The 14,400-nt window shown below is 38.7% G+C and carries 16 protein-coding genes; all 16 read left to right on the top strand.

Features of this window, described 5'->3' with window-relative positions; all coding sequences use genetic code 11:
- Positions 1-42: 42 nt before the first annotated feature.
- The 16 genes from H5084_RS02425 to flhB all read left to right on the top strand — a co-directional run bounded on the left by H5084_RS02425 (position 43) and on the right by flhB (position 14,356).
- Positions 43-630: an LPP20 family lipoprotein gene (locus H5084_RS02425; protein ID WP_182689417.1), complete on the top strand. Its 588-nt coding sequence runs from the start codon at positions 43-45 to the stop codon at positions 628-630.
- A 297-nt stretch (positions 631-927) separates the two neighbouring features.
- The gene (gene fliE, locus H5084_RS02420) at positions 928-1,254 is read left to right on the top strand and encodes a flagellar hook-basal body complex protein FliE (protein ID WP_166371922.1); all 327 of its coding nucleotides are present in this window, start codon (positions 928-930) and stop codon (positions 1,252-1,254) included.
- Positions 1,255-1,294: 40 nt separating this feature from the next.
- Positions 1,295-3,010 carry a flagellar basal-body MS-ring/collar protein FliF gene (fliF, locus tag H5084_RS02415; protein WP_028867402.1) on the top strand — a complete coding sequence of 572 codons (1,716 nt, stop codon included), beginning with the start codon at positions 1,295-1,297 and terminating at the stop codon, positions 3,008-3,010.
- On the top strand, positions 3,003-4,052 hold the full coding sequence (gene fliG / locus H5084_RS02410) for a flagellar motor switch protein FliG (protein ID WP_028867403.1): 1,050 nt from the start codon (positions 3,003-3,005) through the stop codon (positions 4,050-4,052). The genes fliF and fliG overlap by 8 nt, the downstream gene beginning before the upstream one ends.
- Before the next feature lie 215 nt (positions 4,053-4,267).
- A complete protein-coding gene (gene fliH, locus H5084_RS02405; RefSeq protein ID WP_051368919.1) occupies positions 4,268-5,278 on the top strand; it encodes a flagellar assembly protein FliH in 1,011 nt (336 codons plus the stop codon).
- Positions 5,279-5,280: 2 nt separating this feature from the next.
- Complete coding sequence (fliI, locus tag H5084_RS02400; protein WP_028867404.1) at positions 5,281-6,612, top strand: flagellar protein export ATPase FliI; 1,332 nt, start codon at positions 5,281-5,283, stop codon at positions 6,610-6,612.
- Between the two features lie 12 nt (positions 6,613-6,624).
- Positions 6,625-7,083, top strand: coding sequence for a flagellar export protein FliJ (gene fliJ, locus H5084_RS02395; RefSeq protein WP_182689416.1), 459 nt, complete (start codon positions 6,625-6,627; stop codon positions 7,081-7,083).
- Between the two features lie 146 nt (positions 7,084-7,229).
- Entirely contained in the window at positions 7,230-8,786 is a 1,557-nt protein-coding gene (locus H5084_RS02390; protein ID WP_182689415.1) for a flagellar hook-length control protein FliK, read from the top strand.
- Positions 8,787-8,900: 114 nt separating this feature from the next.
- Positions 8,901-9,413, top strand: coding sequence for a flagellar basal body-associated protein FliL (fliL, locus tag H5084_RS02385; protein WP_028867407.1), 513 nt, complete (start codon positions 8,901-8,903; stop codon positions 9,411-9,413).
- Between the two features lie 16 nt (positions 9,414-9,429).
- Positions 9,430-10,461, top strand: a complete 1,032-nt coding sequence (fliM, locus tag H5084_RS02380) for a flagellar motor switch protein FliM (protein ID WP_028867408.1) — start codon at positions 9,430-9,432, stop codon at positions 10,459-10,461.
- A 60-nt stretch (positions 10,462-10,521) separates the two neighbouring features.
- A complete protein-coding gene (fliN, locus tag H5084_RS02375; RefSeq protein WP_028867409.1) occupies positions 10,522-10,914 on the top strand; it encodes a flagellar motor switch protein FliN in 393 nt (130 codons plus the stop codon).
- Positions 10,911-11,333 carry a flagellar biosynthetic protein FliO gene (gene fliO / locus H5084_RS02370; RefSeq protein ID WP_028867410.1) on the top strand — a complete coding sequence of 141 codons (423 nt, stop codon included), beginning with the start codon at positions 10,911-10,913 and terminating at the stop codon, positions 11,331-11,333. The genes fliN and fliO overlap by 4 nt, the downstream gene beginning before the upstream one ends.
- Positions 11,323-12,069 carry a flagellar type III secretion system pore protein FliP gene (fliP, locus tag H5084_RS02365; protein ID WP_409077623.1) on the top strand — a complete coding sequence of 249 codons (747 nt, stop codon included), beginning with the start codon at positions 11,323-11,325 and terminating at the stop codon, positions 12,067-12,069. Before fliO ends, fliP begins: the two co-directional genes overlap by 11 nt.
- A gap of 8 nt (positions 12,070-12,077) precedes the next feature.
- Positions 12,078-12,347 carry a flagellar biosynthesis protein FliQ gene (fliQ, locus tag H5084_RS02360; protein WP_028867412.1) on the top strand — a complete coding sequence of 90 codons (270 nt, stop codon included), beginning with the start codon at positions 12,078-12,080 and terminating at the stop codon, positions 12,345-12,347.
- Entirely contained in the window at positions 12,347-13,138 is a 792-nt protein-coding gene (gene fliR / locus H5084_RS02355; protein WP_028867413.1) for a flagellar biosynthetic protein FliR, read from the top strand. The genes fliQ and fliR overlap by 1 nt, the downstream gene beginning before the upstream one ends.
- 78 nt (positions 13,139-13,216) lie before the next feature.
- Complete coding sequence (gene flhB, locus H5084_RS02350; protein ID WP_028867414.1) at positions 13,217-14,356, top strand: flagellar biosynthesis protein FlhB; 1,140 nt, start codon at positions 13,217-13,219, stop codon at positions 14,354-14,356.
- Positions 14,357-14,400 lie beyond the last annotated feature (44 nt).

Here is a 14,400-nt window from a genome sequence, read left to right as displayed (position 1 = left end):
GGAATGTAATAACGTATTTTTACCGTTGATTAAGGAATGATTATGTTTAAAAAAATCCATTTATTAAGCTTACCTGCAATACTTCTGTTAACTGCTTGTTCAAATAGCAACCCAACACAAGAAACAGCAATAGGTGAAATACCCAGTTGGATATTAAACCCTCAAACAGAAGATGGCATTGCTGTTTCTGAATGTGTTCTATGGTCGGGTAACATGTCGATTGATAAGCAACAGGCGATGGCGAATGCACGTGCTTCATTAGCACAACGTATTGACACTCGTGTTAGTGCAATGGATAAAGCTTATAGTGACAAAGTAGATGTAGCCACTGGGCTTGAATCAGGGGTCTCTTTTTCAAGTGTTTCTAAGCAAGTGACAGAACAAAATTTATCCGGCACCAGTGCATTAAAAACAGATATTGTTAAGATCGCCGAGAAAGATAATTTATGTGTACTAGTCGCAATTGGACAAGCGTCCACTAAAGCTATTTTTGAAGAGTTGGTGAGTGCTTCTAAGCTACCGCTAAACGCAGAGCAAAAAGATGCTCTTTATCAGGAGTTTAAAGCTCAAGAGGCGGAGCAGCAATTGGACCAAGAAATACAGAAGTTAAAAGATAATAAAACTGATTAATTGTTGATACCGAGGCTTCCTTAAGCTTTTATTTTTTTCGTTATATTTTAAAAAGGCATTAATAATCGTTAATGCCTTTTTTATAGCGCCTAGATTGTCAAAATTACACTATCCTAACAATTGTGCCTTCATCACACAGCTTAACTATAATTACAACATAAGCATTGCAACATTAAGTTTTTCTATGCCAAATTTAAGCTATCGACAAAATATTCAATAGGTAAATTTCCATTATAAAGTCAACTGGCATAGTTATTGCTATTTACTATTATCTGTGTCAAAAAAAGGCTATTTACAATGAATATTAATGCTGCATCAATGTTTAAAGAGTTACAAACTCAAGGCTTAGAAGCAAAAGGGTTAAGTAACGAATTAAGTACAAAAGCAACTAATCCAGCGTCTGCTGATTTTTCTGCAATGCTTAAGCAAGCAATTGAAAACGTAAATGGCTTGCAACAAAATACATCAGATTTACGTAATAGCTTTGAAATGGGTGATAAAGATGTCAGCTTAGCTGATGTTATGATCGCATCTAATAAATCTGGTTTAGCATTTGATGCGACCGTGCAAGTGCGTAACAAAATGGTTGAGGCTTATAAAGAAGTCATGAGCATGCCTGTTTAATCGTTTCACTGCATAAATATAATCGTTAAAAGGAAGCACTGTGTCTAATTCAGCAAGTAATGCTAATTTGTTGCTAGAAGGTAATGGTAACAATGATATACCAGCAGTACCGCAAAAAGGGGCGATTTCTTCGTTTTTCTCTAATGTGGATGTATTGCGTCAAATTAGTATGATCATCGGTTTGTTGATTGTCCTCGCAATTGTAGTGATCATTTGGTCATGGGGCAAAGAAGCTGATTATCGTCCTTTAGGCACTTATCAAACTGACGAGTTAATCAGCACGTTAGACTTTTTAGATCAGCAGAAACTTCCTTATAAATTAGAAGGTAATAATGTTTCTGTTATGTCTGATCAATATCAGAAAATAAAACTGCTAATGACACGAGCGGGTTTAGTCAGTGACAATACAGAAAATGGCGATGATATTTTATTGCAAGACATGGGGTTTGGTGTAAGTCAACGTGTTGAAAAAGAAAGATTAAAATTAAGTCGTGAGCGTCAACTAGCGCTTGCGATTAAAGAAATGAAAAATATTACTAACGCGCAAGTTCTATTAGCAATTCCCAAAGAAAGTGTGTTTGCACGTAAAGAACGCCAAGCCAGTGCTACCGTCGTTATTACCACTTCTCGCTCTTATGCATTATCAGGCCAAGAAGTTGATTCTATTGTTGATTTAGTGGCTTCTGCAGTACAAGGTTTATCTCCAAATAACGTCACCGTGACTGACCAACGAGGTCGCTTATTACATTCTGGTAGTACTTCAGGGGCTTCTGCGCAAACCAGTAAAGAATTTGGTATGCAGCGAGAACGAGAGGAAGAATATAAATCTAAAATTGATGCGATTTTAATTCCGGTATTAGGGATTGCTAACTATGCATCAGAAGTTGATTTAGTAATGGATTTTACTGTCGTTGAAGAAACTAAAAAAACCTTTAATCCTTCTAATCAAGCTGTACGTAGTGAAATGTTAATTGAAGATAGATCATCTTCATCTTCTTTATTAGGTTCTGTACCGGGTGCGCTATCAAACCAACCACCGGCTAATGGAGCAATACCTGAAGAGCTCACCGAAGCTAATGAAGAAGCTAATACTAACGATGGCTCATCACGAACTGAATCGACCCGAAATTATGAAGTTGATACAACCATCACTCATACCAAACACAAAGTAGGTAAAGTCGATCGCCTAGCGGTATCTGTCGCCTTGGATTACACTAAATCAGTAAATGATGCTGGTGAAGCGGTTTATACGGCAAGAACTCCTGAAGAAGTAGAAAATATTCGTCAGTTGTTGCTAGGTGGTTTAGGGATCAATGATGCACGTGGCGATATTTTGGCGCTGGCTTCTGTTAGTTTTAATCGTCCTGATGTTGAGCCTATAGCCGAAGAAGACTTTTGGGAAACTGAAACCTTCCAAGGTTATGTTCGCTTTGGTGGAAGTTTACTTGTCATAATTTTGACCCTATTGTTGATTGTACGTCCAATTATGAAAAAATTATTGTACCCAGAGGCTATTGAGACGGAAGAAGATTACGAATTAGGTGGCGCAATTGGTTCAATCGATAACGACAATCTACAATTATTATCTGATGACAATAATGATAGTGCTGAATTTGGATTAAATAACAGCGGGCAAATAAAATTACCTGATTTACATAAACATGAAGATTTATTAAAAGCAGTGAGAGCTTTAGTGGCGAATGAGCCTGGGTTGTCAGCGCAAGTAATTAGAGAGTGGTTATTAGAAGATGAGTGATAATGATACAAACGAAAAATCAACAAAAGTAGCAGAGTATGATATATCTACTTTAACGGGTGCAGAAAAATCAGCAATCTTAATGCTTAGTTTAACACCTGCTGATGCTGCGCAAATATTTCGAAATCTAGAGCCTAAACAAGTACAGAAGTTGGGGATGCGAATGGCCTCCTTGGAAGACTCTTCACAGGCGAAAGTAAGTGGTGTTCATCGTGCCTTTATTGAAGATATTCAACAATACAGTAATATCGGCTTAGATAGTGAAGACTTTGTGCGTAACTCATTAATCGAGGCCTTGGGTGCCGATAAAGCGGGTAATCTAGTTGACCAAATTATTTTAGGCAGCGGCTCTAAAGGTTTGGATTCCCTTAAATGGATGGATGCTCGACAAGTAGCTAGTATTATTCAAAATGAGCATCCACAGATCCAAACCATTGTTTTATCTTATTTAGACCCAGATCAATCTGCTGAGATCTTAACCCAATTTCCAGAGAAAATTCGTTTAGACTTAATGATGCGTATAGCTGATTTAGAAGAAGTACAACCAGCGGCATTGCAAGAATTGAACGAGATTATGGAGAAACAATTTGCTGGCCAAGCGGGAGCTCAAGCTGCGAAAATGGGGGGGACTAAAGCTGCTGCTGATATCATGAACTACTTAGAAACTGCTATTGAAGGTCCATTAATGGACTCACTACGTGAATCTGATGAAGAGATGAGTCAACAAATTCAAGACCTTATGTTTGTCTTTGATAATCTTATTGATGTAGATGACCGAGGCATTCAAACACTATTGCGAGAAGTGCCACCGGATCAATTGCAATTAGCGCTCAAAGGTGCTGAAGAGCAACTTAAAGATAAAATATTGGCTAATATGTCTAAACGTGCTGCTGAAATGTTAGTTGATGATCTTGAAGCAATGGGACCTATCCGTATTAGTGAAGTTGAAGGTGCGCAGAAAGAAATATTAACAATAGCACGCCGTTTATCCGATGCTGGCGAGTTAATGCTAGGTGGTGGTGGTGGCGAAGAGTTCTTATAATTGAGTGCTCATTAATACCCCTTGTTGTCAGTGTTTATTACTTACCTAATCGGTCACCCTTTTAGGTAAGTAAATACAATCATCCAACTTTAGTCAAATAGCCCTGTTATATCGCTCGTTAATCTAGAACAGTACTATGGTTTACAAATATAGGCTGGTTGTATTGTTTAGTCATATCGTCAGGCAACTCGTTAATTACTAAGTAAGGTAAATGCATGAGCATTGAAAGTGATAAAGATTTTCAAGAGTGGATCTTGCCAGATTTTGAAGTCGAGGAAAGCCTGCAAGAAAATGAAATTGACCTATTTGGTCGACCTGCAAATTGGTATCGTAGCCAGCAAGAAGAAATACCTACTCCACTCAAAGACGAACCTAAACCACTTACTTTAGAAGATATAGAATCAATTCGAGCTTCGGCCTATGAAGATGGCTTCAATGAAGGTAAGGAAGCTGGAATGGTAAAAGGTCTAGAGGAAGGGAAATTACAAGGCTTAGCGGAAGGGCACGAACAAGGTTTAGCGCAAGGCATTGAACAAGGCTTAAGCGAAGGCAAGGTAAAAGTTGATGTGCAAGTGTTACATTGGGAGCAGTTAGTTTCTCGCTTACACCAACCACTTGAAAAATTAGATGACAATGTCGAATTTCAATTGATTAAATTGGCAACTAGTTTAGCTGAACAAATGGTGCGCTGTGAAGTTAGTGTTAATCCTCAAGTTATTCTACAAGCGTTAAAGCAAGGTGTTGAAGCACTCCCAGTTAATGAACAAATGATTGTAATTTCGCTAAATCCTGAAGATCTTGTATTCGTAGAAACTGCATTCTCTGAATCTGAGTGTCAAAAGCGTGGCTGGGATTTACGTTCAGAACCCACCTTGTTAAGAGGTGATTGCCAAATACACACTCAAACTTCCAGTATTGATTATGCTTTCTCGACGCGTATCGAACAAGTATTAAAGCACTTCTTAAAAGAGAATTATGAAAATACCCCTGAAGTAAGTAATGACGGTGATATTAGTCATGATCAGCCTTTAGATTATGAAATGAAAACAGAACAAGATTTATTAGCAGAGGCCAAATCCTCGACTGAATCAACAGAGATTAATGGCACCAACTCCATTAACGATCCCGCAGCTATCACTGGTGCAGATAAAACCTCCAGTGAAACTGATGATAGCTCTGATGTAAATACTGAAGACGCCAATACTAATAATAAGACGCTTAATTAACCATGAAAACATTATCGCAACGCATTACTCAATATCAAGTGGGTGAATCAGTCACTCATCCGGTGGTGGCAGGAAAGCTGGTGCGTGTTGTTGGTCTGACTCTAGAAGCGGTTGGCTGTAGTGCTGCCGTGGGAAGTATGTGTAAAGTAGAAACCAATGACGGTTATATTGATGCCGAGGTTGTTGGCTTCTCAAGTGAGCGATTATTTTTAATGCCCAGCGAACGTTTAACCGGCGTATTACCTGGTGCTAAAGTCATTCCTCAAACAAAAGAAGTTGGTATTCCAGTAGGAATGGAGCTATTAGGGCGTGTTTTAGATGGCATGGGAAATCCTATTGATGGTAAAGGTGAAGTAAAAACCAATACCATGAGTGGTTATAATAATACGCGTATTAATCCTCTTTCTCGTAAAGCGATCAAACAACCTCTTGATACTGGCATTAAAGCAATTAATGCATTATTAACCGTCGGCCAAGGGCAACGAATGGGGTTGTTTGCAGGCTCCGGTGTGGGTAAAAGTGTTTTACTGGGCATGATGACCCGAGGTACTAATGCCGATGTGGTAGTGGTAGGGTTAATTGGTGAGCGTGGTCGAGAAGTAAAAGAGTTTATTGAAGAAATTTTAGGGGAAGAAGGGCGCGCTCGCGCAGTTGTGATTGCTGCACCTGCCGATGCATCGCCATTGATGCGTTTAAAAGGGTGCGAAACTTCGCTAACTATTGCTGAATATTTTCGCGATCAAGGTTTGAATGTTTTATTGTTAATGGATTCATTAACTCGTTTTGCACAGGCCCAGCGTGAAATTGCATTAGCAATTGGTGAGCCGCCCGCTACTAAAGGTTATCCGCCTTCTGTTTTTGCAAAACTACCGGCTTTAGTGGAACGTGCTGGGAATGGCAATGAAAACCAAGGATCTATTAGTGCGTTCTTTACCGTACTAACAGAGGGTGATGATCTCCAAGATCCTATTGCTGATGCTTCTCGCGCTATCTTAGATGGCCATATTGTATTATCGCGTTCGTTAGCTGACTCTGGGCATTTTCCTGCTATTGATGTGGGAAAATCAATTAGTCGAGTTATGCCAATGGTGACTTCAGATGAGCATCAAACCTTAGCGAGGGTGCTCAAACAGGCTTATTCTTTATACGAAGAAAATAGAGAGTTAATTACTATTGGTGCTTATGCGCGCGGTAGTGATCCTCGAATCGATAAAGCGATCCTGATCAGGCCAAGATTGGATCACTTCTTGCAACAAGGTATGAAAGAAAGTATTAGTTATAACGATTGTTTGACACAGCTTGCAGTATTGACGCAGGAGTTTGTTAAAAGTTAATAGGGAAAAACCATGGCCGCTGATGCATTACAGCTTGTTTATGAACAAAGAGAAAAGCAAGTTGAGAAAGCTTTACAAGCATATCAACAGGCTCAAAAAGCATTATTCGAACAACGTAACCAATTGCAAAACCTACATCAATATCGACGTCAATATACCGCTCAATTAAGTGAAAAAGGCTCGCAAGGTCTCACCATTTCAACATTGGCTAAATACCAACAATTTATTGTACAAATAGATCAAGGCTTAACTAATCAACAATCTTCATTAGTTAAGTTTGAATATGCAGTACGCGAAAAAAAACGACAGTGGACAGATAGTCAGGTTGCACATAAAGCAATGGGCTTATTGCTAGAGAAAAAAGCACGTGAAAAAATAAAACTTGCTGATAAAAAAGAACAACAACTATTGGATGAGTTTGCCACTTTTCAGTTTTTTCAAAAGCAACAAGCGGAACAAGATAAAAATTAATTTTTTACTTAGTAATATACTTTTTTGGTCTATTAATTGCTTTATTAAGGTAATAGTCAAATTTCGATAAAAGCGGCAACGAATGACATTAACCTTGTGAGAGATACCGCTAAAAATCCACCGTAAGTGAAATAGAGAATACTTTTATGATGCAATCCTTATTAAATGGCACAGTAAGCGCAAAAAGCAATGATCTGAAGGCGCATAAAGAGAGCGATAAAATAGATTCGGCTGCAAATCATTCTTCAAAATCTAAGCTTACGGAAGAGCAAAATAGTTTTTCTAAAGTATTAAAAGACAATATTGAACAAGATAGTGTCGCAATAGATAATAAAGATAATATTGAAGCAGAGCCCTCTGAAGTTGTGAATGATAAAAGTAGCGCTATTAGTGACCAAATTCCTCTACAACAACCCAGTACTAGTAATAATAATTATTCAGTACTTGCTAGACAACAAAATAATGTCGAAGAACTGAATGCTTCTGATGTTCTTGATGTCAAAATGGGAGAGAATGAGGATATTAATAATATACAGAATGAGCAGCTATTATTAGGTATTCAATCAGCTCAGAAAGTAGATACAAAGGTTAATTCTAACAGCAACGAAGCAACAGGTGAGAGTGCCACTGAATTCGACATTAATAATCAATTAATGTATTTAGATGAAAATTTGGCGACTTTAAATTCAGCTGAAAAAAATTCAAAAACAGAATCTGCCGATCTGATTGCATTGAAAAATACTTCTCAAGAAAACACGGTTGATACTGTAATTACAGACTCTTTCAACTCCCTAGTTGATGAGCAAATTACTACTGACTTGCAAAGTCACCAAGTGATAAATAACAATGCTGATATTCAAGCAGCTAATACAATAGATTCTAGTATGGCTACAAAAAATGTTGAAGGAAATATATCTGCGACTGAAAAAATTGAGCCTGCCATTTCTGCTTTAGCGAAGGATAATGTACAGAAAAACAATAAAATTACTGCAGCTACGGACAGTCAGCCTCAGCCGGTCGGGGCAAGTGTATCAGGCACAACTCCATCAAGCGAGTCTGAACCTGTCAGCATAGAAGCAGAATTGCAAACACTTAAAAAATTAGAACAAGATGACAGTGTAGGCTCTCCCATTAAGCATGAAAGTACAGCTACAGCACAAACTGTTACTGATGTTAACGGCGCCAGACCAAATCAAACTAGTTTAGCACAGTTAGATAAACTAATGGCGGGCAACCAACAGCAGCAAGCAACGAATAATCTATTACAACAACCTTTGGATATTCAATCAAAACAAGCTGCGGCAATGATGGGTGAGCGAGTGATGATGATGATCTCTCAAGGTAAGCAAGAGGTTCAAATTCGTTTAGATCCTGCAGAGTTAGGATCAATGTTTATTAAAGTTCATGTACAACAGGATCAGCTACAATTAAATATTCAGACTCAAGCAGGGTTGAGTAAAGATATTATTGAACAAAATATGCCTCGATTAAGAGAGCAACTTGCACAACAAGGGATTCAACTGGGTGAAGCAAACGTTCAGCAACAATCTCAACAGCAAGGTCAGCAGCAACAAAATAACGGTATGAATGCCATGTCAGGGGGGCAGACTCATAACAATGGAATGGTCGAAGAAGAGCAAATAGCGGTATGGATGCCATCAAAAGTAGCGTCTACAGATCAAGGAATTGATTTTTATGCTTAAACAAAGCAATAGTTACTGGCTTACTGAGAAAGAACGATTAAAATCAACTTATTATTTTTGTGTAAAACACATATTCTTGAGAAATTGAGAATAAATCGAGAGGAATAACCAGCAATGGCTGAAGAAAATGATGCATCAATAGATGGTGAAAATGCAGCACCTAAAAGTAAGAAAAAATTAATTATCATCATTGTTGCTGTTGTAGTTTTACTTGCTGCTGGTGGCGGTGGTGCTTTTTTTATGCTCTCTGGAGATGATGCAGCAAGCGATGAAACAGCGGTTGAAGCTACGACTGAAACCACAGAAAAAGGGGCTAATTATGTACCAATGCCAAGGCCTTTTGTGTTCAATGTATTAGAAGGTAAGCGTGATCGCACGGTACAAATTAAAGTACAATTAATGGTCAACACTAAAAGTAGTGAAGCTATTGTTCGTAAGCACATTCCATTATTAGAAAGTACGCTAGTGAGCGTTTTTGGGGCGGCAACGATTGAGCAGTTACGTAGCCCTGAAGGCAAAAGTGAATTACGACAAAAAGCGCTAGAAGAATTAAATGCCGCAACTACTATGGTTGGCGAAAGTGCACTTATCCATACGGTACTATTTACCGGTTTTGTTTTACAGTAATAGATAAGGGCTAAGCATGGATTTATTATCTCAAGACGAAATTGATGCACTATTACATGGTGTGGATGACGTTGATGAGGAAGTGATTGAAAGTGATAGTATGGATGAGAGTAACTCTCATGCTCATTTCGACTTTTCTTCACAAGACCGTATTGTTCGTGGTCGAATGCCAACCTTGGAATTGGTTAATGAGCGTTTCGCTCGTCATCTAAGGATCAGTTTATTTAATATGTTACGCCATACCGCTGAGGTTTCAATCAATGGTGTACAAATGCTGAAATTTGGGGAGTATGTTCACAGCTTATTTGTTCCTACCAGCCTTAACATGGTTCGTTTTAGACCTTTAAAGGGAACAGGGCTGATCACCATGGAGGCGCGACTGGTTTTTATTTTAGTTGAAAACTTTTTTGGTGGCGATGGGCGTTATCACGCCAAAATTGAAGGGCGTGAGTTTACTCCAACAGAGCGTCGTATTATTCAAATGTTATTAAAGATAATTTTTGAAGATTACCATGACGCGTGGTTGCCGGTGATGGATGCTGAATTTGAATATTTAGATTCAGAAGTCAATCCTGCAATGGCAAACATTGTTAGTCCGACTGAAGTGATTGTGGTTAATTCTTTTCATATCGAGTTGGACGGCGGCGGTGGTGATTTCCATATTGCGATGCCTTATTCGATGTTAGAGCCCATCCGTGAATTATTAGATGCGGGTGTGCAAAGTGATAAAGAAGATACTGACCTACGTTGGTCTCAAGCACTTCAAGATGAAATTATGGATGTTGAAGTTGACTTAGGTGCGCGCTTACTAGAAAAGCAAGTTTCACTGCGAGATATGATGCACTGGAAAGCAGGTGATATTATTCCCGTGGACCTACCTGAAAGTTTATTAGTATCAGTGGAAGGTTTACCGACTTATAGGGCAACATTAGGGCAAAGCAATGATAATTATGCATTAAAAATAATTCAAAAAATTGCACGTCCTGAAGTACAAAAAACACAAATTCAATTGCAAGACTTAAAAGAGAAAAAAGCTAAGTCCAGTTAACTTAAATACAGTTAAGCAATAATAAGTAAAGCGAAGTAATTAATCGATAGGATATAAAGCATGAGCACAGAACAAGATATGGCAGATGAATGGGCTGCAGCATTAGAAGAATCTGGAGATGCTGATTCAGGTGCTACAAATATTGATCTTGATGAATTAAAAGATACTGCAGCACCAATGAGTAAAGATGAATTAGCTCGTTTAGATAGCATCTTAGATATTCCTGTGACTATTTCAATGGAAGTAGGTCGTAGTAAAATTAATATTCGTAACCTGTTACAGCTTAATCAAGGTTCAGTAGTTGAATTGGAACGTGTTGCCGGTGAACCACTGGATGTATTAGTTAATGGCACCTTGATCGCACATGGTGAAGTTGTTGTTGTTAATGATAAGTTTGGTATCCGTTTAACCGATGTCATTAGCCAAACTGAACGTATCAAAAAACTAAAATGAGGCAGTTAATTCAAACAGTTTTGTTAACTGTGGTTAGCTTGCCTGTTGTCGCTTTAGAAGAGACGAGTAAGCGCCCAGAGTTAGCGATCGGTACTATGCTTGGATCGTTAATACTGGTACTTGCTTGCATTTTTCTATTTGCTTATTTAATGAAGAAAAGTAATTTTATTCGTCAAGGTGGCAGTAAAAATCCAATTAAAATCATTGCAACTCAACCGCTAACCAATAAAAGCCGTGTGCAAATTGTTGAAGTCTACGGTAAACAATATTTATTAGGGGTTAGTGAGCAATCAATCAACTTATTAGATCAACTAGATATACCGAGTGTCGAACTCCAGGCTGAAACACAAAGCCTACCATCATTTGCGACAGCTTTTGCCAGTGTATTATCTAAAGCAGGAAAAAAGAATAATGAATAAACTGCTGATATTATTATGCTCAGGCCTGTTTTTGTTTGTTCCACATGCCATCGCCGAGCCAGGTGCATTATCGGCAGTCACGGTGACAACAAGTGCCGCTGGCGATCAAGAATACAGTGTAACGTTGCAAGTACTTGCGTTTATGACCGCGCTCAGCTTCTTGCCTGCAATGTTGATTTTAATGACCTCATTCACTCGTATTGTGATTGTAATGTCGATCCTTCGTCAAGCGCTTGGCTTACAACAGACTCCTTCGAATCAAGTGGTTAATGGTATTGCTTTGTTTATGACGTTTTTCATTATGGCCCCTGTTTTTGACCGAGTGAATGAAAGTGCAATACAACCTTATTTAAATGAAGAGATGACCATAGTGCAAGCCCTTGAACAGGGGAAAAAGCCTATGATGCAATTTATGTTGTCACAAACACGCTTGAAAGATTTGAAAACATTTTTAGAAATTGCCAATGTAGAAGTTGATAGCCCTGAGGAAGTGCCGATTACTGTGCTGATCCCAGCTTTTGTGACCAGTGAATTGAAAACTGCTTTCCAAATCGGCTTTATGCTATTTATTCCTTTTTTAATTATTGACTTGGTGGTCGCTAGTATCTTAATGGCCATGGGGATGATGATGTTATCACCGATGATTATTTCATTACCCTTTAAACTCATGTTGTTTGTATTAGTGGATGGCTGGAATTTAGTGATGGGTAGTTTAGCTAATAGTTTCGGGTTGTAAGGAGACTTATGGAACCGGAAGTTTTTGTAAACATATTTAGACAAGCTTTGTGGTTGGTTTTGATCCTCGTATCTGCGGTTATCGTGCCCAGTTTATTGGTGGGATTGGTGGTTGCTGTGTTTCAAGCGGCAACATCAATTAACGAGCAAACCTTAAGTTTTTTACCGCGTTTAATTATGACCTTAGTTGCGTTAGCCTATGGTGCGCATTGGGGATTTGGTAAGTTGATGGAGTTTTTTATCGCCATGATTAATCAAATTCCGGAAGTGGTGGGGTAATGGTTTTTTCGGCTGATATTATTATTGATTTTATCGCCAGTTATTTATGGGCATTTTGCCGCATCGCTGCCATGTTAATGGTGATGGTCGCTGTCGGCTCTAACACAACACCAACACGGATCCGTCTTTTTTATGCGCTAAGCATTACTTTATTAGCCTTACCTTCTCTCCCTCCTGCGCCCGACTACATTGAACTCTTCTCCATGACTAGCTTTATTGTGGTGTTACAACAACTCTTAATTGGCATCGCAATGGGCACTATTTCTGTTTTTGTGGTGCAAACTTTTGTGGTTGCAGGGCAAATTATTGCAATGCAAACCAGCTTAGGTTTTGCTTCTATGGCAGACCCAATGAGTGGGCAAACTTCACCGGTTGTTGGTCAATTTTATGTATTGTTGGTGACTTTACTGTTTTTGGGAATAGATGGGCACCTCCTAATGATAGAGATGATTATTAGGAGTTTTGAAACCTTACCTATTTCTGAAAATGGCTTGTTAGCGGCAGACTATTATAAAATAGCTGAATGGTTCTCGACTATGTTCCATGCTGCACTAGCTTTCTCAATTGCATCGATGGTTGCGATGTTATTGGTTAACTTATCCTTTGGTATTATGACTAAAGCAGCACCGCAGTTAAATATTTTCAGTTTAGGTTTCTCAATCAGCATGGTATTTGGTTTATTTGTATTGTGGATCACATTATTAAATGTGCCATTACATTTTGAAAACCAATGGACAAAAGGTGTCATCACTATGTGTGAAATACTTGATAATCCTTGTACTAAACCGTAATGAGCTACACTCTTATCTATATTATTGTTTATATTGTTAGAGGTTACCTCACCCCACGGTTTATTAAAGGAGTAATTGATGGCTGAAAATGAAAACGGTACCGATAAGTCCGAGGAAGCCACCCCCGACAAAATACGAAAGTCCAAAGAAAAGGGGCAAGTCGCCCGCTCCAAAGAATTAGCGACTGCGTCGGTGTTAATTGCTGCAGCATTATCGGTATTTATTTTTGGAGATCGATTAGCCTACGAATTGTCGATAATGATGAAACGTTCATTTACTTTTGAACGCGCAGATATATTTGATCCAGAACAGATGTGGCATGCGCTTGTCGATGGTTTTAGCGGTTTAGGCGTGCCGATGTTTGTTATTTTGTTAATGCTGTTTATTATTTCAATTTTAGGCAGTGCGTTATTAGGAGGCATGATTTTTAGTACTAAAGCAATGATGCCTAAATTTAGTCGTATGAGCCCGAAAGCTGGCTTAAAGCGCATGTTAGGTTTACAAGCTTGGGTTGAATTGTTGAAGTCTATTCTAAAAGTAGCCGTGGTGATTGGTGTCGCTTGGGCTATTTTAGGTGCCACCTTTGAAAATATTTTACATTTATCGGTGAGCCAGCTTCCCGGTAGTGCTTTTGAAGCCCTGGATATGCTGAGGTGGATGTTTCTTATATTGTGTTTATCGTTATTAATTATTGTTGCAGTGGATGTTCCTTATCAAATTCACAAGCACAGTGATGAGCTAAAAATGACCAAACAGGAAGTAAAAGACGAATATCGTAATTCGGAAGGTAAACCAGAGGTTAAGCAGCGAATTCGTCAATTACAATATGAGATGTCACAACGTACCATGATGGGGGATGTGCCTGATGCGGATGTTATAGTCACCAATCCAACGCATTATTCAGTGGCTTTGAAGTACGATAAAGATGGAGATAGGCCTCCTTACGTTGTTGCTAAAGGTGTCGATTTCATGGCGCTTAAAATACGTGAAGTAGCACGAGAAAATGAAGTGCCGGTTATGCAATCTCCACAATTATGCCGCGCCGTTTACCATACCACTGATATTGGTAAAGATGTGCCAGAAGAGTTATTCATTGCGATTGCCAAAATATTGGCTTATATCTATCAACTAGAGCAGTTTAGAAAGGGCAGATCCGGGCGACCTAAAGCCTTACCGACGGATATTCCTGTGCCCGATGATTTTATTTATCCCAATTAAAAATTGGATCTAGGGTTAACAATAAAAGAATATCTTTGCCTGTT

The sequence above is a fragment of the Psychromonas sp. SR45-3 genome (genome assembly GCF_014163575.1).
In the GTDB taxonomy this organism is placed as follows: domain Bacteria; phylum Pseudomonadota; class Gammaproteobacteria; order Enterobacterales; family Psychromonadaceae; genus Psychromonas; species Psychromonas arctica.
The sequence above is the reverse complement of the archived record's forward strand: the minus strand, read 5'-3'. Positions and strand labels throughout refer to the sequence as shown.

Excerpts from the sequence above, each read along its gene's own strand:
- H5084_RS02425 (WP_182689417.1), top strand. The coding sequence starts at position 43 with ATGTTTAAAAAAATCCATTTATTAAGCTTACCTGCAATACTTCTGTTA.
- fliE (WP_166371922.1), top strand. The coding sequence starts at position 928 with ATGAATATTAATGCTGCATCAATGTTTAAAGAGTTACAAACTCAAGGC.
- fliG (WP_028867403.1), top strand. The coding sequence starts at position 3,003 with ATGAGTGATAATGATACAAACGAAAAATCAACAAAAGTAGCAGAGTAT.
- fliH (WP_051368919.1), top strand. The coding sequence starts at position 4,268 with ATGAGCATTGAAAGTGATAAAGATTTTCAAGAGTGGATCTTGCCAGAT.
- fliI (WP_028867404.1), top strand. The coding sequence starts at position 5,281 with ATGAAAACATTATCGCAACGCATTACTCAATATCAAGTGGGTGAATCA.
- fliJ (WP_182689416.1), top strand. The coding sequence starts at position 6,625 with ATGGCCGCTGATGCATTACAGCTTGTTTATGAACAAAGAGAAAAGCAA.
- H5084_RS02390 (WP_182689415.1), top strand. The coding sequence starts at position 7,230 with ATGATGCAATCCTTATTAAATGGCACAGTAAGCGCAAAAAGCAATGAT.
- fliL (WP_028867407.1), top strand. The coding sequence starts at position 8,901 with ATGGCTGAAGAAAATGATGCATCAATAGATGGTGAAAATGCAGCACCT.
- fliM (WP_028867408.1), top strand. The coding sequence starts at position 9,430 with ATGGATTTATTATCTCAAGACGAAATTGATGCACTATTACATGGTGTG.
- fliN (WP_028867409.1), top strand. The coding sequence starts at position 10,522 with ATGAGCACAGAACAAGATATGGCAGATGAATGGGCTGCAGCATTAGAA.
- fliO (WP_028867410.1), top strand. The coding sequence starts at position 10,911 with ATGAGGCAGTTAATTCAAACAGTTTTGTTAACTGTGGTTAGCTTGCCT.
- fliQ (WP_028867412.1), top strand. The coding sequence starts at position 12,078 with ATGGAACCGGAAGTTTTTGTAAACATATTTAGACAAGCTTTGTGGTTG.
- fliR (WP_028867413.1), top strand. The coding sequence starts at position 12,347 with ATGGTTTTTTCGGCTGATATTATTATTGATTTTATCGCCAGTTATTTA.
- flhB (WP_028867414.1), top strand. The coding sequence starts at position 13,217 with ATGGCTGAAAATGAAAACGGTACCGATAAGTCCGAGGAAGCCACCCCC.